Source organism: Halomonas sp. DQ26W (assembly GCF_003339685.1).
Classification (GTDB): domain Bacteria; phylum Pseudomonadota; class Gammaproteobacteria; order Pseudomonadales; family Halomonadaceae; genus Halomonas.
Genome location: NZ_QPKI01000012.1, coordinates 62,601 through 81,277, shown reverse-complemented (window position 1 = coordinate 81,277; position 18,677 = coordinate 62,601). Strand labels below are relative to the sequence as shown.

Sequence of the window (18,677 nt, the reverse complement as noted above, 5' to 3'; positions counted from 1 at the left end):
CTTGTGAAAGCAGCATTAACTGAGGTACCCGCACGGCCTATCGGCGGCGAAGACGACGATTGATCTCTTCTTCTCGCTCACTTTCAACCCACCAGGCAGACAGGTCGAATCCGTACTTGGGGAAAGGTTCGGGGTAGCCGAACTTGTCCCAGATGGCAATTCGCGTCTCGCCGGAATGGTAATGTGGAATGGTAATGAAGTTCCATCGCAGGACTCGGTCCAGTGCGCGAGCAGCCGTATTGAGCTCGTGCCGACTGTCAGTTCGAATCAGGCGCCCGACCAGGTCATCGACCACCGGGCTTTGCAACCCCATCAGGTTACGGCTTTGGGGACTCTCGGCGAAGTCGCTGGTCCAGAATTCGCGCTGTTCGTTGCCGGGGTTGTTTGATTGAGGGAACTGGCCGGTGATGATCTCGAAGTCGAAGCTTCTCAGGCGGTTGAGGTACTGGTTGATGTCGACGATACGTAGGCCGCCCTGAATGCCGAGGCGTGACATGTTGCGCAGCATAGGTTGTACGACCCGCTCCAAACCGCTGTCGAACAGCATGACCTCGACGGACAACGGGCGACCGCTTTCGCCGTCCACCAGGACGCCATCCCGAACCTCATAGCCCGCCTCCAGCAGCAGTTCGTAGGCCTGTCGCAGGCGCTCGCGCAGCTCTGTCGGGTGATCGATGGGCAGCTCACTATCGAAGACTCGCTCGGGCAAGGCGTCACGATGCGGGTCGAGCAGGGCGAGTTCCGCCTCACTCGGCAGCCCTTCGGCCGCCATCTCGGAGTTCTGGAAGTAGCTCTCTGTTCGACGGTACGAGTCGTAGAAGATGTTAGCGTTGAGCCAAGGGAAATCGAAGGTGAGGTTGAGGGCTTCACGTACTCGAGCGTCCTGAAACTTTTCCTGTCGCAGGTTGAAGACGAAGGCCTGCATACGTGAAGGCTGGCCGTCCGGCACACTGATCCGTTTCACCAAGCCGTCATTGTAGGCGGGAAAGTCGTAGCCGATGGCCCAGGTGGCGGCCCGGGCATCGGTACGATAGTCCATGATGCCTGCCTTGAAGGCCTCCCAGGCGATATCCCGATCTCGGTAGTAATCGTAGATCAGTCGATCGATATTGTGCCGTCCGCGATTGACGGGTAGTTGGGCGCCCCAATAGTCCGCTACTCGCTCGTAGACGATGCGGCGGCCGGGTTCGACGTCAGCGAGACGGTAGGGGCCGGAACCCGGATGGCGTGCCAGGGTCGGAGCGCTGAAGTCGTGCTCCTCCCAATAGTGCTTTGGCAGGATCGGCAACTGGCCGACGATCAGGGGCAGCTCGCGGGAGTGGTTGGTGGCGAACTCGAAGCGCACAGTATCGTGGTCCAACGCTTCGACGCTCTCCACATCGGCGTAATAGCCTCGGTAGAATGGGTTGCCTTCCTCTACCAGCAGTTTGAAGCTGAAGACCACGTCCTCTGCAGTGATGGGCTTGCCATCGTGGAAGCGCGCCTCGGGGCGCAGGTCGAATTCGATCCAGAAACGGTCTGGGTCGAGGCGCATGCCTCGGGCCAGCAGGCCGTAGACGCTGAATGGCTCATCGACGTTTTCCACCAGTAGTGTGTCGTAGATTTCGCCGATGCCGATGGCGGGCGTGCCGCGGATGATGAACGGATTGGTCGAATCGAAGCTGCTGCCTACGGCAGCCCTGGTCAAGCTTCCCCCCTTGGGCGCATGGGGATTGACGTAGGGGAAATGGGTAAAGTCCTTACCCAAGGCCGGTTCGTCGTAGAGAGCAAGGCCATGAACCGTGCGAATCGCGTCGTGCTCGTTGGCGAGTGTCGACGGAACCCAGCCCATGGCGATGGCAGTTAAGAAGAGGTAACGATAGACGAACCGCATCGATGACATCCTTGCTGAAACATGCCCCGACAGGCAGGGTGCCGCCTTAAGGTCTCAGGCCTTCCGGTTCTTGTAAACCTCTACAGTCGTATTTCATGATATAGGTATCAGCGTGAGGCCAGGCTCCGCCGGGGAATCTCCAGGCGCTGCCCTTCATGAATCAAATCCCCGTTGAGCCCGTTATGTCGGCGGATCTCTTCCACGCTGCTGCCATGCAGGGCGGCAATGGACGAGAGGCTGTCTCCCCGGGCAACGACATGCTGCTCCACTCCGGTGTCGGGGTACGCGGATGCCGGGGTCGTCAAGTGGGCCAGGACAACTTCTTCATACTCGATCGGTACCAGTACCACTTCACCAGTGGCGGGGTTGGCGCTGCCATTGGTCAGCCCGGGGTTGAGGGCCGACAGTTCAGCCCGGTCCACGCCTGTCATGGTGGCGAGCTGACCAAGGTTGATCGGTGCCTCGACCGCTACCTTGGCGAAGGCCGGTGCGTCATCGATGTCTGGCAAGTCGATGCCGTGTGCGTCGGGGTCGGCGACGATGGCAGCGATGGCATTGAGTTTTGGCAGATAGTGCATAGTTTCATTGGGCAATTGGAGATGCCAGTAGTCCGTGGGCTCCCCACGGGCGTTGGCAGCATGCCGCGCACGGTTCACGGTGCCGGCTCCGGCGTTGTAGGCAGCAAGGGAGAGCTCGAGGTCACCCTCATACCACTGATCGGCCTGTAGCTCGATATAGTCAAGGGCGGCTTCGGTCGAGGCAACGACATCGAGACGACCGTCGTAGCCATTGCGACGGCTCAGGCCCAGGGCATCACCCGTGCCGGGCATGAACTGCCAGAGTCCGGCAGCGCCGCGATGGCTGCGCGCCGTGGGGTCAAACGAACTCTCCACGAAGGGGATCAAGGCTATTTCACCCGGCAGGCCACGGATTTCCACTTTTTCGTTGATCCAGGCCATCCAAGGGCGAGCGCGCTCGATGATCGCGATCACGTTGTGCGGATTGGCGCGATAGTGATCGATCCAGTGCTGGACGCGCGCATCATGGCTTCGATCCTGCCATTGCAGATTGTCTCGCAACCGCTCCCAGGTGTTGCCAGGAAGAAAATCCAGTTGGAGATCATTCCAGAAATGGGTCGTCGAAAGCGTGTTACTGACACCAGGATGGGGGGCAGCCTGACTTTGTGCGCCGGCAGCCAGGGCTCCGAACAGGGCAAGGCTGCTGACGAGGCCTAAGGTCCTTCGTCGAGCTGTAAGGTAAGTCATGCGTTCTCCTTCAGGTCGCTGTGGCGGCGTGACGGGGTGCCGCCAGGCTTCCATGGGATGTGTCGAAAATCAGAAATTGTCTTTCCAGGCCCGCAGAGTGGCAAAGGTGGCCTGGTCGCTATCGGTATCGCCATGCCGCGAGGCGGTAGCGCGCACCTCGGGGTCGGCAAAGCGCAGAAAGGGGTTGATCCGCTTCTCGCGGCCCAGGTTGCTGGGCAGGGTCGGCCGATCGAGTTCCCTGGCGCGCTGGGTCTCCTTGAGTGCCGCCGCCACGTCGGGATTGTTCGGGTCGGCGGCACTGGCAAACGCCAGATTGGCTTGGGTATATTCGTGGGCGGCGAAGATCAGGGTGTCGTCGGGCAACTTGCAGAGAGCCTGCAGGGCGTGAAGCATCTGTTCCGGCGTGCCTTCAAACAGCCGGCCACAACCGGCCGAAAACAGGGTGTCGCCACAGAACAGCATGGGAGGGATGCCAGGGGTGAAGAAGGCGATATGGTCCAGAGTGTGCCCCGGCACCTCCACGACGTCGAATAGGCGCCCCATGACACGGCAGGTGTCATTTTCGCCGACGCGCTCATCGATCCCTGCTATCTGTGGATTGCGGGGGCCGATGACGTGAGGCGAGTAACGTTCGATCAGTTCGGCAAGGCCGCCGACGTGATCATGATGATGATGGGTAATGAGAACACAGGCGAGATTCAAATTATCCCGCTCCAATATCTGAATGACCGGGGCAGCATCGCCGGGGTCCACTATGCAGACATCGGGGCTCGTGTCTTGGCGCATTAGCCATATATAGTTGTCGCCAAATGCGGGAATCGGTGTCACGCTCAGCATAGGCTTAACGTCCTCGTCGCGTCGTCAACCGGTGTTTTCAGGGTGCAGAGCTGTTCCTTCGCGAGCCGCACCATCGATACACATCGTTTCGTTGCACTGCATATCGATGCTAGTAGTGGAGCCGAGAGCCATTGCCATGGCGGCCAATCGCTGCCATTTTTCTATAAATCGCCTGCAAAACCGGTGATAATGGAGGGTGTTGTAGTCGATGTCAAACCCACAGGACCTGCTGGCTCTAGCTCAACTGTTCCACGAAGGGCGCCGCTACTGGTCGAGTCCCGATGGCGTCGCTCACTGGCGTGCCGAACGCGCCTGCCTGGGGCCTGTCTGTGAGCGTCTACATGGTCTGCACAGTCTGGAGCTCGGCATGGGTCCCACCCTGGCCGACATGTCGCCCATTCGTCACAGTATGCGTTGGGCGCCGACCGCAGATCTGGCCGAGCAGCCGTCCACCCTGGTCTGCCCACCCGATGCAATGGCACTGCCCGATGAAAGTCTGCAACTGGTAATCATTCACCATCTGCTGGAAGTCGTGCCGAATCCCCACCGGCTGTTGCATGAGGCCGCGCGGCTCACAGGTGACGATGGCTGCCTGATCATTTTCGGCTGGGCCCCGCTTGGTTTGGCTGGGATGTCACGCATCTCCCCAAGTCGTCGGCGCCGACTACCATGGCGCGGGCAATGGCGGACACCGGCAAAATTGCGCGACTGGCTGGCATTTGTGGATTTTCGAATCGAACGGGTAGACTACTGCGGCTTTCATCTCCCAGGAAGTATGCCGGGCAATGCCACACTGGAGACCCTGGGGCGACGGCATAACGTGCCTCTGGGGGACAGTTACATCATTCGCGCGCGACGCAGATCAAAACTGGCTCAGGTTCAGCGACCCCTCCTTCGCCTCGGTGGGGCATTGGGCGGTAATTCGCTGGGTCATGCTTCCCGGGTCGGGCGTCCCGCAGTAGAAGATTCCAGCAAGAGGACCGCCGAGGTTGAGTGATACCGAACAGGGCAATTCGTTACCCAGCGTCACCATATACACCGATGGGGCATGCCGGGGAAACCCGGGGCCGGGAGGGTGGGGGGCGCTGCTAAGCAGCGGTCGGCACGAAAAGACCCTCAATGGCTTCGAACCGAATACCACTAACAATCGCATGGAGCTGATGGCAGCCATCATGTCGCTGCGAGAGCTCAAGCAGCCATGCAGAGTAGACCTCTGGACCGACTCCGAATACCTGCGCAAGGGCATTACCGAGTGGATCCACGGCTGGATTAAGCGCGGTTGGAAGACCGCCAATCGTCAGCCGGTCAAGAATGCCGAGCTGTGGCGAGAATTGCTGGCGGAGGCTAACCGCCACCAGATGCAGTGGCACTGGGTTAAGGGCCATAGCGGCCACCCCGGTAACGAGCGTGCCGACGCGTTGGCCAATGCCGCCATCGATGCCCATCGCTCGAAGCCAGGCATCGTCATCAAATAATCGTGAGTCAAGTGTCATGCGTCAGATTGTTCTGGATACGGAAACAACCGGTATCGATCCCAAGGAAGGCCATCGGCTGATAGAGATCGGTGCCGTAGAACTGGTCAACCGCCGCCTTACCGGCCAGACCTACCATCAATACATCAACCCGCAGCGCGAGATCGAGGCCGAAGCCATCGCTGTGCACGGTATTACCAATGACGATCTCAACGACAAGCCGGTCTTCGCCGAGATTGCCGGCGCGTTCTGGGACTTCGTTTGCGGAGCCGAACTGGTGATCCATAACGCGGCCTTCGACGTGGGATTCATCGACCACGAATTCATGCTGCTTCACGCCCAGCGTCGTGAGCCACGCCTGGGCCCGGTAGCGGAGCATTGCTCCATCCTGGACACCTTGCGGTTGGCCCGCGACCGTCATCCGGGGCAGCGCAACAACCTCGATGCGCTATGCAAACGCTACGAGATCGACAACGGTCGCCGAGTTCTCCATGGTGCCCTGCTCGATGCCGAGATTCTGGCGGAAGTGTATCTGGCCATGACCGGCGGCCAGACAGCACTGACTCTGGATGCCGAGGAGCGACGCAGCGATGACGCCATGGCCGGCGAATTGTCGATTCGTCGACTGTCGTTGGCGCCGGGCAGCCTGAGCGTCTTGCACCCCACTGCGGATGAATTGAGTGCCCACCAGGGAAAACTCGAGCAGATCCGCCAGGCAGCGGGCTGCTGTCACTGGGACACACTCGCCGAAGCGAGTGGGCCGGCAGTAGAGCCGAGCTGATGCTGCGTCGCGAGCTTCCCCTCGAAGCGACCAGTGGCCGAGTGATTCGGATTGCCGCTGGACGTATCGCACCCGGACCGGATGCGACACCCCTGCAGCCCGAACAAGCTTGGACGTCGGCGATGCAACCGCTGTGCTACTGGCACGACGAGCCGGTGGCGCTGGCTGTGGAAACACAAGGCTGTGACGACTGGCCGGATGGAAGGAGTTGGCTGGCCAGGCTGACCGAGTCCTGGTTTCCGCTGATTTCCACGGCCCTGCAGGTATCAGCCTGGCTTCGTGACCATCGCTACTGCGGCCGCTGCGGGGCCGGCTCGGTACGGTTGGATGGTGAATTTGCCATGCATTGTGACGCCTGTGGGTTGCGTAACTACCCCAGGATATCCCCCTGCATCATCACTCTGGTGACGCATGGCAATGCCATGCTGTTGGCCAGGAGCCCGCGCTACACGCCCGGCCGCTTCTCCACGCTTGCCGGTTTCATCGAGCCGGGTGAATCTGCCGAGGAGGCCGTGCATCGGGAAATCTTCGAGGAGGTAGGCCTGACGGTTGGACGGATACGCTACTACCGCAGTCAGGCCTGGCCGTTTCCCCATGCCCTTATGCTGGGTTTCTTCGCCGAGGCCGCGAGCCGCCGAATCCGCATCGACGGTGTCGAAATAGCCGATGCTGCCTGGTTCATGCCACAGCGCTTGCCGCAACTGCCGCCTCCTTACTCCATTTCACGCGCCCTGATCGAGACGCATCTCGCCGAGGTGAAGGATAGCCCTCACTGAATGCAGCGTGGGGCGCAAAGCGGCGACCCACATCGCCTTGCCGTGGTGCATCGGGTCAGCGAGCCGGGAACAGGCTTGTCAGCTTCGTCGCCAGCATGACGTTGCCGGTCGCCTTGAGCTTGCCGGTCATGAAGGCGGTCATGCCATTGATCTCACCGTTCATCACGCCCTTCAGGGTGTCAGAACTCATGCTCAGGCTGACCGAGGGATCGTCGTGTTCGCCCTCTTCAATGGCCAGGTTGCCATCCTTGATGACCAGGTAGTGGCTGCCGTTGTCACTGAAATGAAATTGGAAGACGTCATCCATGCCCTTGGCGGCCTGAGGGTCGAAACGGTCTTGCAGCTTGTCGAGTGTGTTACTGGACATGCGATGATTTCCTTTGTGATCGGGTCGAGAGGTTGCAAGGCTACGCATCGAGAGTATTTCAAACATGCGTTTTAATCAAGGGCATTGTACCGGACGTCAGCCGGCGTCAGGATGAGTTGATCTACAGGAAGCGGAGAAAGCAACGTGAACGAGTGGCTGATGGATATCGGGCGCTTCACAGCCCAACTGGCGGTATTGATATTCCTTGTGGGGCTTGTGGTGGTCATCTTCGCGCGGGTAAGACGGGATGGCGACAATCGCCGGCGTTTGCGTATTGAGGAGCTGAATCAGTGCCAGGAGTCCCGGCGTCGACGGCTGGCCATTGCCGCAAGCGAACCGGGTGCTCGCAAGCGCCTGCTAAAGGCTTTCAGGCGTGATGACAAGGTGCAGGGACGCCAGGGGCGCAAGGAGCCGGACGCGCTGCGAAAGACGGTCTGGGTGCTGGATTTCCACGGCGACATCAAGGCATCGGGGGTGGGGCAGCTAGCTGAAGAGATATCGGCTGTTATTGCCGCTGCAACGGAAGGGGACGAGGTAGTGGTGCGGCTGGAATCGCCCGGCGGCCTGGTGCATGCCTATGGTCTTGCCGCCGCCCAGATGGATCGGCTAAAGGATGCCGGCCTGTCGACCACGGTTTGTGTCGATAAGGTGGCTGCCAGCGGTGGCTATCTGATGGCATGCGCTGCTGACCAGCTTCGTGCGGCGCCCTTTGCGGTCCTGGGGTCTATCGGCGTAGTGGCACAGCTGCCCAACCTGCATAGGTTGCTCAAACGGCATGATATCGATATCGAACTGCTGACTGCCGGCGAGTACAAGAGAACCCTGACGGTCTTCGGCGAAAATACCGAAGAGGGCAGGAAGAAGTTCAAGGCTGATCTGGAAAACATCCATCAGTTATTCAAGTCCCATGTCGCCGAGCGTCGCCCGCGGCTGGATATCGAGGCCGTTGCTACCGGCGAAACCTGGTATGGCCGGGATGCTCTCGACAAGGGGTTGATCGATGCCCTGGGTACCAGCGAGGCATACCTGGTATCTCGCATGGAGGAGGCGCGTGTGATCAAGATGTGTCTGGAAACACGCCATCCCATGGGTGAGCGGCTGGGAATGGGCATATCGAAAGGGATCGAGGGTGGCATCGAGCGACTAATGGAACGGCTCGATGCCGGCCGCTGGGAGAAGCGTTGAGCCGGCAGAACCGGTTATCGTTTCTGTAGCTTGATCAGTGTCTCGATCAGTTCTCGCGCCTGTTCACCCTCAAGGGAGTAATAGATGGTCTGGGAGGCTCGCCGGGTCGTCACCAGACCTTCCCGGCGCAGAATGGCGAGGTGTTGCGAAAGGGCCGACTGGCTCAGCGATAGGCGCTGATTGAGCTCGGTCACCGACAGTTCCGAGTCATCGAGCAGGCATAGAATGCGCAATCGGTTGTCATTGGCCAGCGCCTTCAGAAGAGCGGTGGCCTGGTCGATGGCGACATCTCCGGCTTCGAGCAGGCGGGATGCGTTGCTGTTCGAGATGCTCATGTCGATCTCCCCGTATTGGCTTGCCGGCTGCGATGAAGGCCAGGTCCGGATGCTTCGGGCGGCTACCTCAGCCTGCGGCAACAGCTTGACAGCGGGCTGCGGCAGCAGGCAGGGGTGTGACACTGCCCTTCGTGGTTATGGTATCGCTCATTTAGTTATCATTGATAGTGGCCCATTAGCCGTCAAACGTCGAATCAACGAAGCTTGATCTCGAAGCGGTAAAGGTCTTGTTATTGTCAACAATGGGTTCAGGTTTGCCACTTTTCTTCGCCTGATTAGCCGATGGTATGAAGGAAATTCCCGGAGAACTCTCTAAAGTGTCAACAATCGCAGCCAACCTCGTGTCGAACAGGACGCTCATGACAAGCTACAAAACCGAATTCAGCCGCTCCATCGAACAGCCCGAAGCCTTCTGGACCGAGCAGGCTCGACGCATACCCTGGTTTACGCCGCCCACCGCCATTCTCACCTATGATGACCAGCAGCATGCCCGCTGGTTCGCCGATGGTGAGTTGAATATCTGTCATGCGGCTCTGGACCATCACGTCGAGCAGGGACGGGGTGAACAGCCAGCTATCCTGTGGGATTCGCCAGTAACCAATAGCAAGCGAACCCTGAGCTACCGTGAGATGCGCGATCAAGTTGCGCTATTCGCCGGGGCGCTCAAGAACCTGGGGGTCGAGAAGGGCGACCGGGTGGTTATCTATATGCCCATGGTGCCCGAGGCACTTATGGCGATGTATGCCTGCGCGCGGCTGGGTGCGGTGCACTCCGTTGTGTTCGGCGGCTTCGCGCCTCACGAACTGGCGGTGCGCATCGACGATGCCCGGCCAAAGGTCGTCGTGGCGGCTTCTTGCGGGATCGAGGTGGGCCGAGTCATTTCCTACAAGCCGATCATTGATGCCGCCATTGAACAGAGCGAGCACAAGCCGGACGCCTGCGTGGTGTTTCAGCGTGAACAGCAGCTTGCCGTGCTTGGCAAAGGCGACCACGACTGGGCCGAACTGGTTGCAACAGCAGAGCCTGCGGCGTGTGTGCCGGTTAAGGGTAGTGATCCGCTTTACGTGCTTTATACCTCCGGTACCACTGGCAAGCCCAAGGGAGTCGTGCGTGACACCGGCGGCTATGCGGTCGCACTCCACTACTCCATGGAGGCGATATACGACGTGGCCCCCGGGGAGGTGTTCTTTTCGGCATCGGATGTGGGATGGGTGGTGGGGCACTCCTACATTGTCTATGCCCCACTGTTGCGAGGCTGTACGACCGTGGTCTACGAAGGCAAGCCGGTCAACACCCCGGATGCCGGTGCTTTCTGGCGATTGATCAGCGAATATGGCGTGAAGAGCTTCTTTACCGCTCCTACGGCGTTTCGTGCCATCAAAAAGGAAGACCCGGACGGTAAGCTGCTCGAGCAGTACGATATTTCCTGTCTCAAGGCATTGTTCCTGGCCGGCGAGCGGCTGGACCCCCCCACATTCCACTGGCTCGACGACCTCCTGGAAGTCCCCGTGATCGACCACTGGTGGCAGACGGAGACCGGCTGGCCCATCGCCGCCAACCTGCACGGCCTGGATCCGATGCCCACCAAGGCCGGAAGTGCCACGGTGCCGGTCCCCGGATTTGACGTTCAGGTTCTCGACCGTGAGGGCGAGCAGGCCAAACCTATGGAGCAGGGGAGCGTGGTGATCAAGCAGCCCATGCCGCCAGGGTGCCTGGTCGGCGTCTGGGGAGACCCGCAGCGCTTCCATAGTGCCTATATGGCCGCGTTCCCCGGCTACTACCTGACCGGTGATGGAGGCTATTTCGACGAGGACGGCTATCTCTTCATCATGGGGCGCACCGATGATGTCATCAATATCGCCGGGCATCGCCTTTCCACCGGAGAGATGGAAGAGGTCGTGGGTGCCCACAAGGCCGTCGCCGAATGCGCAGTTATTGGTATCCATGACGCACTAAAGGGGCAGGTGCCGGTGGGGCTGGTGATTCCCAAGGATGGCTTCGAAGGCGATGAACTGGCGTTGGAAAAAGAGCTGATTGCCCTGGTGCGCGAGAAGATCGGTCCCATTGCTTGCTTCAAGCAGGTATTGGTTGTCAACCGGTTGCCCAAGACGCGCTCCGGCAAGATATTGCGTAAGTTGCTGCGTAATATTGCCGATGGCAAGGAGTACGGGGTTCCCTCGACCATCGACGACCCGGCGAGCCTGCAAGATGTCCACGATGCGATGAAGGACCGCTCGGTAGGTGCTGCTCATGAGGCGCGCCAAGTCTGAAGCCTCCAGTCGGATTATCCAATCTGGGCCAAGCCGCTGTAGTGTGACGACGCCACCCACCGGGTGGCGTCGTCATTGGTGTCGGCAAATTGGCCTCTGCGCGTCATCCTACGTATAATCCATGCCTTACGTGGGTTCCATCACCCCTCGCTCTGCTATGAAACGACACCGTGCGCCGGGGTCGTCAAAAAGGACCAACCAATGTTCGGGTTCCTGGTCGATACCGCGGCCCTCTTTTTTTGCCATGGCACTTCACCGCAGCACCGATCCTTGCATGGCAGCCAACTGGGTCGAGATTGCCACTGTCGACTATGTGATCAAGCTCGGAATCAGCCTGCTTTCTTCCTTCCGCTTTACGGCGTTCTGCTTGCCTGGCTAAACCGCCGGCTGGTCACCTTAACCGGCTAACAGGATCTGGCACCGCAGCGCTCGTGACTTGTAAATGATAATGGAGGCACGATGTCTGTCAAACTCACCTATGTGGATACCGGTGGTGAAGGTCCGCCGCTGTTCGTTGTGCATGGCCTGCTGGGCAGCGCCGACAACTGGCGCTCCCACGTCAAGCAGTGGCAGGAGCGCCGCCGGGTGGTGGCAGTGGATCTGCGCAATCACGGCCGCTCGCCCCATGTCCATGGCATGAGCTACGGCGAGATGGCCCATGATCTCCTGGCCCTGATGGACCGGCTCGGAATAGAGCGAGCCCATCTGCTGGGTCACTCCATGGGTGGCAAGGTGGTCGTCACGCTCGCTAGGATGGTCCCCGAACGCGTCGCTTCACTGATCGTCGCCGATATCGCGCCCCAGGCCTATGGCCATGGCCACGATGCCGTCTTCGCCGGACTTCGCCAGCTGAAGGCGGGACGGCCAGCCAACCGCCGTGAAGCCGATGCACTGTTGGCAGAGCACGTCGAGGATCGCGCCACGCGCCTGTTCCTGGCGACCAACCTTAAGCGTGGCGAGGCTGGCGAGCTCGAGCTGCGTATTGGCCTCGATCAGATCGAGGCTGGATATGAGGACATCATGCAGACACCGGCAGGCCAGGGTGCCTTTGATGGGCCAGCGCTGGTGTTGCGTGGAGGAAACTCCCACTACGTCACCGACGATATGTTGCCGGCGCTTCGAGAGGTGTTGCCTCTGGCTGAAATCAAGACCCTGGAAGGGGCAGGACATTGGTTGCATGCTGAACAGCCTGACGCCTTCCAGGCGTCGGTGAACGATTTTCTCGAGGCGCTTGAGGCCTGACTCATCGAGAGTCAGCGAATCAGGGCGTGAGCGCGCCAAGGTCGATGGCGAGGCGTTCCAGAGGGGTGATCGAATCGAGCACGCCGGCGTCAAGCAGGTATTGCTCGAAACCGCGATAGCGCCCGTGGTCTACGGCGGCGGGCTGTAGCGAGAGGCGTGGGAATACGTGACCCCAGGCATCCTGTGTTGCCGGGTCGTCCAGTGCCGGTTCCGCCGCCGCGAGCAACTCCCAGGCCTGCTCCGGATGGTTGAATATCCAGAGGGTTGCCTCCTCTATGGCAGCCACGAGAGAACGAATGGCCTCGCGCTTGCCGTTCAGCTTGTCCCGGTTGGCCATCAGGATCAGGCCATCATGGATGGGGATGCCATGCTCTTCGACGCTTAGAAAGTGTGAGGCGACGCCCTCATCCGCCAATTGGCGTGGCAACAGGAAGCGGTGATTGATCATCACGCCATCGACGACTCCCTCTCGCAAAATATCCAGCGCCGAATAGTGGACGTTACGTGCGTCGACCAGTTCCAGCCCCTTCTCAAGCGTGAGCACATTTGCCAGCAGTCGGGAGAGCAAGATATCGCGACCGTCTAGGTCGGTATAACCAAAGTGCACATCGTCCAGGTTAATCTCGCCGTTTGGGTTGGCCAGGGGGTTGCGCATCAACAGCCCTGCCATCGGGGTGCCGATGAGCGTGGCGACACGAATTAGAGGTAGCCCCTTTCCTGCCAGCAGATGCAGTTGCGGTTGCCGGCCCAGTGCCAGGTCGGTTCTACCGGCGGCCAGCAGCTTGGTCGGTACAGTAGGGTCTGCCGGGCTGACCAGGGTGACATCCAGTCCTCGGCGAACGAACATCCCCTTCTCCCTTGCCACCAGCAGGGCGGCATGCTGGGGATTCAGATACCAGTCGAGAGTTATCTCGAGGGGGATCATGGGGGGCGGAACGATGGGTTCCGCAGGCGTGCTGGCGACGGAGGGGATGTCGGCGCCTTGCGCTTCGGCGACAGGCGCGGTGTGCGCCGGCAGCAGCAACTCGATGAACGAGGGCCCTTCAACCTGCGGCGGAAGCTGGACAAGCGGAATCAGCTCATCCTGAGCCTGGGTTTCGGCCCGATAGAATGCTGGAGGAGGGGGGATGACCTCGGTTGCCAGCGTCAATGGAGGGGCGACCAGTGCTTCGGATGGAACCAAAGGGGAGTCGGCGAATAGTAATTTTGGTGTGAAGACAAGCAACACGACCATTGTGACCAGAACGCATGCTGCTGGCCATCGATAGGGTCTAGCCATGGGAGGGATACGTCTCCAGCAGCGATGGCAATCAATCGGTGGAGAGCCAGTTTAGCCTTGCTGCACGACCGAAGGCCAGCGGTAGCGTGCTCTGCCCATCCCTCCCCGGCGTGTCATAATGACGGGCTCCGCGTCTCGAGGCTGCTATGGATACCATCAATACCCTTTTTCTGTTGAGCGGTTTTCTGATTGCTCTCAGCGTGCTGGCCAGCCGTCTCTCCTCCATGGTGGGGCTGCCCCTGCTGTTGATCTTCCTGGGGCTGGGGATGTTGGCGGGCGAGGAAGGTGTGCTTGGCATCCAGTTCGACGATTACTCCCTGGCCTTTCTTATCGGTCATCTGGCCTTGGCCATGATCTTGCTGGATGGTGGACTTCGCACGCGTCTCAAGACCTTCCGGGTAGGCTTCAAGCCAGCCTTGTCGCTGGCGACGCTCGGCGTGTTCGTTACCAGCGCCCTGGTTGGCATCATCGCCATGTGGGTATTCGACCTCACCCTGGTTCAGGGCCTGCTGGTAGGAGCGATCGTGGGTTCCACCGATGCGGCTGCTGTTTTCTCCATGCTCAGCGGGCGTGGCGTTCACCTCAATGAGCGTGTCAGTGCCACCCTGGAGATCGAGTCTGGCACCAACGACCCCATGGCGATCTTCCTCACCCTGCTGCTGGTCGAGGTGTTGGTGGGCGATATCAGGGGCCTGTCGTCCACCCTGCTGTTCCTGGTTACTCAGTTTGGCTTGGCGATGGTAATAGGCTTGGGTGCCGGCTGGCTGAGCGGGAAGCTGTTGAGATGGCTGGACCTGGCGCCGGGGCTTTACGCCTTGCTGGCCCTGGCGCTGGGCCTTTTTATCTTCGGCCTGACCAGCCTCCTCGGTGGAAGTGGCTTTCTGGCGATTTACCTGACCGGCCTAATGATAGGCAATCAGCCAGGCCGCCATCTAAATTTCATTCTTCCCGTTCATGATGGGCTTGCCTGGTTGAGTCAAATCGGGCTCTTCCTCATTCTTGGTTTGCTCGTCAGCCCCAGTGGCCTGCTGGAGTATGCGCTGCCGGCGTCACTGGTGGCCCTGGCATTGATCTTCGTGGCTCGCCCCCTGGCGGTGCTGATTACCGTCAAGCCATTCTTCAAGTTTCGCTGGCGAGAGATCGGTTTCATCTCCTGGGTGGGATTGCGAGGGGCCGTGCCTATAGTGCTGGCGATCTTTCCGGTGATTGGTGGGGTCGAGAACGCGGCACTCTACTTCAATGTCGCCTTTGCCGTGGTCTTGATGTCACTGCTCATCCAGGGGGGAACGCTACCGTTGATGGCACGCTGGATGCGAGTCGAGATCCCGCTGGGTGTGACACCGAACCATCGTGGCCCGCTGGGTATCCTGCCCGAGAACGACTACGAGATGTTCGTCTACAAGGTCGATAACCAGGAGCTTGACGACGTTCCGATACGGCTGTTGCGCTTTCCTTCTGGTGCTGTCATCTCGGCTCTGTTTCGCCAGCACGCGATGCTCCACCCCAAGGGCAGTACCCGGCTCAAACTAGGAGATGTGATCTGCGTTATCGGGCGTAGCGACGATCTCCCGGCGTTGAACAGGCTGTTCAGTGGCGATGCCAAGCTCAAGCAGGAGCGTGCCTTCTTCGGTACCTTCACCTTCGACGGTGACGCGTTGATGCGTGATATCGCCAGCGTCTATGGCTTGACCCTGAGTCCCGGCGAGAGCGACATGACACTGGCGGAATTCGTCTCCTTGAGGGTGGGTGGGCACCCGGTCGTTGGTGATGACGTGGACTGGCACGGCATTCACTGGGTGGTCAGCGAAATGGAAGGCAACAAGGTGACGCGAGTCGGCCTGAGGCTCTATTAACGACTGTCCTAAAAAGCGGAGCAGGCTTCATTCATGTCGCTCGCTGGCGTTCACTCAGCGTCACTTCCACCGACTGATCCGGACTGGCCAGCCAGAGCATGCCATCCTGAATGGTACAATTCAGCGACATGTTTTTAGCCGCAAGCGCAGCCAATGATTGAACCGATGCGACGTCGACATCGAATACCGATAGGTTGCTCAGGGTGGCAAGTTTGCTGGCGTTCTGCTCCCACCAGAGCGATGCCCCATGGCCACTATAGGTATAGAGCGTGACCTGGCGAGCCCGGCCGCATGCCTTGCGAATATCCTTCTCATCAAGCTGGCCCAGTTGAATCCAGTGTTCGATGGCACCGGTCAGATCCTTCACCCAGAGGTCGGGCTCATCATCGGTACTGAGGCCTCGGCCAAATGCCAGCGACTCGTCTGCATGACGCGCGAATGCCAGTATTCGAACCATCATTCGTTCATCGGTTTCCGACGGATGGCGGGCCACGGTGAAGGAATGGTCTGCATAATACTGCCGGTCCATGTCAGCGATCTGCAACTGAGTCTTGTGAATCGTCGCCTTAGGTGCCATTTGCTTGCGATACCCTGCTCAAGAATATAATTCTATGATGCCATAGTTGCGCACGTTTTGACGTCAGCGTAGCGCGAATGACGGAAAAATGATTCTGGCCGGCTTGCATTTCCGGCTTGCAATTCCGGCTTGCAATTCCGATGCAATAGCGACTACGGTTCTCCTTACTGAGTCCTCGTTTACCGACTCGCTAAAAGTGTAATAATGTAAATGAAATGCCATTAACGTAATAATAGTGTGATTCTTTGTATAATCATGTAGTGGCTTGACTATTACATACATATTGTCAGCCGCATTGAATCCATGCGAGACCACCTATTATGCTGCAGGCAAACACGGAGGTTGTTATGTTGAAATTCCTGGCCAGCACTGCCGGAATCATCTTTCTTATTGGACTGGTAGTCGTTATCGGTCTTTTGATGCTGATTTTCTAGGGCGGATTCCCGGCAGGCAAGCGGTGTCGCTATCCCTTGCCCGCCATAGTTCGGCCGCATTGCGCAACCTTTGGTAAGGGCTGCCGAAGAAGCGTTTCTGTTACCCCCGTATCTCGGCGATGACTTCGCCGGTCTCCTCGCTCAGGCCCGTCTCTTGAAAGCCAAGGCTGGCGTAGAAGTTCCGGGCGACCTGGTTGGTGGGCACATAGCAGATCGCGATCCTCTCGAAAGGGCCTTGTGCCCTGATCTCGTCCAGCACACACTGCATGGCCCTGTGCCCGATGCCTCTTCCCTGCTGGCGTCGGTCGACCATGAGACGGAAGATATTGTAGGCAGGCGGCCGGTCGTGGGGGTGGAAAGATTCGTACATGAGAAAGCCGACCACTTTACCGTCGTAAAAGATGGCACGAGGCTGATAGGTCGGATGGAAACTCGATTCGGCAATGGAGTACAGGTTGTCAGCGACATAGTCACGCTGTGATGAAGCCACCTCCAGCGCAATAACGGCCTCGAAGTTCTCACGGGTGATATTCTCTAGAGTTACGTCCATCGTATGCTCCTACCTTTGGGGCAACACCCGCCGCCTGGGCAGAGAGGTCACGCTCGCGAGGCTGTGGCTCGACTCACGTTTACGTCACGCCGATAAACCGGATAGTGTTTTGGAGGACTTGCTGGGAAAGAAGCGACGTGTATAACGCGCTGATTTGAAAGGTAAAGTGGCGGAGGGACAGGGATTCGAACCCTGGGTAGGTTTGACCCTACGCCGGTTTTCAAGACCGGTGCATTCAACCGCTCTGCCATCCCTCCGGCTCACGGGGGCGAATATTACCAGTTATCCTCATGAGGTCAAGGGGTTCCATTGAATCGACTTCAGGAGGCGGGCATGACGATGCCACGGAGAAGAGCAGTCATTACGCCGCGCGTGGCGGTATCCGCGGCGTTGCTGCATGTGGGAAGGGTGCTTTTGGTACGGCGCAGGTATTCACCTAATGCCGGCATGCTTGCCCTGCCAGGTGGCCGCATCAAACCCGGTGAATCACTGATGGCTGCCGCGACTCGAGAATTGTGGGAGGAAACCGCTATTGAGGCCGAACCGCTCCATGTATTAACCGCAGTTGAAGATTGGCAGCATGACGCCGATGGCAGGCTGCTGAGCCATTACGTTATCGTGGTGGTACGATGCCGCTGGCTTGGTGGAACGGGAGTGGCCGGCAACGATGCCAGTGAAATCCACTGGTTGGATGCAGGTGAGGTGAGCGATGATGCAACGATCTGCACCAGTACCCGAAAGATCGCGAATCAGCTGCTTGTCGGCTAAAATTCTGCGATGATGGTGCGTTGAGGCTTTCAGAACTAAGGGGTTGCGTCGGGAACCAACCGACGGCATTCTTTGTCAACTGCCAAGATCACTCAGATCAACTACAGGGAGCTCTGGATCAATGGCCTATAACGAAACGCATGTGGCACAGCATTCGTCACAGGTAGTCAGTACCAACAAGGTGCTGCGCAACACCTACGGCCTGCTGGCCATGACTCTGCTGTTCTCCGCTGTGACTGCCGGAGCCGCCATGGCCATGGGCGTCGAGCGGATGAACATCCTGGTTTTCTTCATCGGCGCCTACGGCCTGATGTTTCTGGTGCACAAGACGGCGAACTCAGCCGCCGGCCTATTGGCCACCTTCGCCTTCACCGGCTTCATGGGCTTCACACTTGGTCCGATCCTCAGCGCCTACCTGGCACTGCCCAATGGCGCCGCGCTGATCATGAATGCACTGGCCATGACGGGTCTGACCTTCATTGGTCTGTCGGCCGTTGCGCTGATCACCAAGAAGGATTTCAGTTTCCTCGCCAATTTCCTGATGGCGGGTGCAATCGTACTGATCCTGGCCATGGTGGCGGGTCTGATCTTCCAGATCCCGACCCTGATGCTGATGGTATCGGCCGGTTTCGTGCTGTTCGCCTCGGCGGCGATCCTCTACCAGACCAGCGAGATCGTGCACCGTGCCGGGGAAACCAACTATATCCTCGCCACCATCACGCTCTACGTCTCGATCTACAACCTCTTCGTCAGCCTGCTTATGCTGCTTGGTATCATGAGCAACGACTGACTTCAGCTTTGACAGGGTAATCC

18 protein-coding genes and 1 tRNA gene are annotated in these 18,677 nt (G+C 59.2%); 10 read left to right on the top strand and 9 right to left on the bottom strand.

All coding sequences use genetic code 11. The features are described 5' to 3' along the window. Nucleotides 1-37: 37 nt before the first annotated feature. The 3 genes from DU490_RS08480 to gloB form a co-directional block, all read right to left on the bottom strand. The gene (locus DU490_RS08480; protein ID WP_114573880.1) at nucleotides 38-1,873 is read right to left on the bottom strand and encodes an extracellular solute-binding protein; all 1,836 of its coding nucleotides are present in this window, start codon (nucleotides 1,871-1,873) and stop codon (nucleotides 38-40) included. A 107-nt stretch (nucleotides 1,874-1,980) separates the two neighbouring features. Next, nucleotides 1,981-3,138: a transglycosylase SLT domain-containing protein gene (locus DU490_RS08475; RefSeq protein WP_114573879.1), complete on the bottom strand. Its 1,158-nt coding sequence runs from the start codon at nucleotides 3,136-3,138 to the stop codon at nucleotides 1,981-1,983. A 69-nt stretch (nucleotides 3,139-3,207) separates the two neighbouring features. Next, nucleotides 3,208-3,975 (bottom strand): hydroxyacylglutathione hydrolase, encoded by a 768-nt coding sequence (gene gloB / locus DU490_RS08470; RefSeq protein WP_114573878.1) that lies wholly within the window; start codon nucleotides 3,973-3,975, stop codon nucleotides 3,208-3,210. Between the two features lie 208 nt (nucleotides 3,976-4,183). Between gloB and DU490_RS08465 the strand changes: the two genes are divergently transcribed. Genes DU490_RS08465 through nudC form a run of 4 tightly spaced genes read left to right on the top strand, consistent with a single transcriptional unit; the run spans nucleotide 4,184 to nucleotide 7,004 of the window. Next, complete coding sequence (locus tag DU490_RS08465) at nucleotides 4,184-4,972, top strand: methyltransferase domain-containing protein (protein ID WP_114573877.1); 789 nt, start codon at nucleotides 4,184-4,186, stop codon at nucleotides 4,970-4,972. Continuing rightward, entirely contained in the window at nucleotides 4,965-5,450 is a 486-nt protein-coding gene (gene rnhA / locus DU490_RS08460; protein WP_114573876.1) for a ribonuclease HI, read from the top strand. The genes DU490_RS08465 and rnhA overlap by 8 nt, the downstream gene beginning before the upstream one ends. A gap of 16 nt (nucleotides 5,451-5,466) precedes the next feature. Next, a complete protein-coding gene (dnaQ, locus tag DU490_RS08455) occupies nucleotides 5,467-6,228 on the top strand; it encodes a DNA polymerase III subunit epsilon (RefSeq protein WP_114573875.1) in 762 nt (253 codons plus the stop codon). After that, nucleotides 6,228-7,004 carry an NAD(+) diphosphatase gene (nudC, locus tag DU490_RS08450; RefSeq protein ID WP_114573874.1) on the top strand — a complete coding sequence of 259 codons (777 nt, stop codon included), beginning with the start codon at nucleotides 6,228-6,230 and terminating at the stop codon, nucleotides 7,002-7,004. The genes dnaQ and nudC overlap by 1 nt, the downstream gene beginning before the upstream one ends. Nucleotides 7,005-7,059: 55 nt before the next feature. Here nudC and DU490_RS08445 read toward each other — a convergent pair whose 3' ends face one another. Next, nucleotides 7,060-7,371 carry an SCP2 sterol-binding domain-containing protein gene (locus DU490_RS08445; RefSeq protein WP_114573873.1) on the bottom strand — a complete coding sequence of 104 codons (312 nt, stop codon included), beginning with the start codon at nucleotides 7,369-7,371 and terminating at the stop codon, nucleotides 7,060-7,062. A gap of 144 nt (nucleotides 7,372-7,515) precedes the next feature. Between DU490_RS08445 and sohB the strand changes: the two genes are divergently transcribed. Next, nucleotides 7,516-8,556, top strand: coding sequence for a protease SohB (gene sohB / locus DU490_RS08440; protein ID WP_114573872.1), 1,041 nt, complete (start codon nucleotides 7,516-7,518; stop codon nucleotides 8,554-8,556). Nucleotides 8,557-8,570: 14 nt separating this feature from the next. On the opposite strand, the gene DU490_RS08435 is transcribed toward sohB, so the two are convergent. After that, nucleotides 8,571-8,891: a helix-turn-helix transcriptional regulator gene (locus DU490_RS08435; protein ID WP_114573871.1), complete on the bottom strand. Its 321-nt coding sequence runs from the start codon at nucleotides 8,889-8,891 to the stop codon at nucleotides 8,571-8,573. Nucleotides 8,892-9,208: 317 nt separating this feature from the next. Between DU490_RS08435 and DU490_RS08430 the strand changes: the two genes are divergently transcribed. After that, a complete protein-coding gene (locus tag DU490_RS08430) occupies nucleotides 9,209-11,161 on the top strand; it encodes a propionyl-CoA synthetase (RefSeq protein WP_404872840.1) in 1,953 nt (650 codons plus the stop codon). A gap of 459 nt (nucleotides 11,162-11,620) precedes the next feature. Then, a complete protein-coding gene (locus DU490_RS08425; protein ID WP_114573869.1) occupies nucleotides 11,621-12,403 on the top strand; it encodes an alpha/beta fold hydrolase in 783 nt (260 codons plus the stop codon). A 19-nt stretch (nucleotides 12,404-12,422) separates the two neighbouring features. On the opposite strand, the gene DU490_RS08420 is transcribed toward DU490_RS08425, so the two are convergent. Beyond that, nucleotides 12,423-13,553 (bottom strand): ABC transporter substrate-binding protein, encoded by a 1,131-nt coding sequence (locus DU490_RS08420; protein WP_181869999.1) that lies wholly within the window; start codon nucleotides 13,551-13,553, stop codon nucleotides 12,423-12,425. A gap of 275 nt (nucleotides 13,554-13,828) precedes the next feature. On the opposite strand from DU490_RS08420, the gene DU490_RS08415 reads away from it, so the two are divergent. Continuing rightward, nucleotides 13,829-15,535: a potassium/proton antiporter gene (locus DU490_RS08415; protein WP_114573867.1), complete on the top strand. Its 1,707-nt coding sequence runs from the start codon at nucleotides 13,829-13,831 to the stop codon at nucleotides 15,533-15,535. A 31-nt stretch (nucleotides 15,536-15,566) separates the two neighbouring features. Here the strand turns inward: DU490_RS08415 and DU490_RS08410 are convergent, their stop codons facing one another. From DU490_RS08410 to DU490_RS08400, 3 genes are all read right to left on the bottom strand, one after another. After that, a complete protein-coding gene (locus tag DU490_RS08410) occupies nucleotides 15,567-16,112 on the bottom strand; it encodes a YaeQ family protein (protein ID WP_114573866.1) in 546 nt (181 codons plus the stop codon). Between the two features lie 534 nt (nucleotides 16,113-16,646). After that, the gene (locus DU490_RS08405; protein ID WP_114573865.1) at nucleotides 16,647-17,096 is read right to left on the bottom strand and encodes a GNAT family N-acetyltransferase; all 450 of its coding nucleotides are present in this window, start codon (nucleotides 17,094-17,096) and stop codon (nucleotides 16,647-16,649) included. Nucleotides 17,097-17,263: 167 nt separating this feature from the next. Beyond that, nucleotides 17,264-17,353: transfer RNA gene (locus tag DU490_RS08400), tRNA-Ser, on the bottom strand. A 76-nt stretch (nucleotides 17,354-17,429) separates the two neighbouring features. Here DU490_RS08400 and DU490_RS08395 point away from each other — a divergent pair. Beyond that, complete coding sequence (locus DU490_RS08395) at nucleotides 17,430-17,864, top strand: NUDIX hydrolase (RefSeq protein WP_114573864.1); 435 nt, start codon at nucleotides 17,430-17,432, stop codon at nucleotides 17,862-17,864. Nucleotides 17,865-17,985: 121 nt separating this feature from the next. Continuing rightward, nucleotides 17,986-18,654: a Bax inhibitor-1/YccA family protein gene (locus tag DU490_RS08390; protein ID WP_114573863.1), complete on the top strand. Its 669-nt coding sequence runs from the start codon at nucleotides 17,986-17,988 to the stop codon at nucleotides 18,652-18,654. The last annotated feature ends 23 nt before the right edge of the window (nucleotides 18,655-18,677 follow it).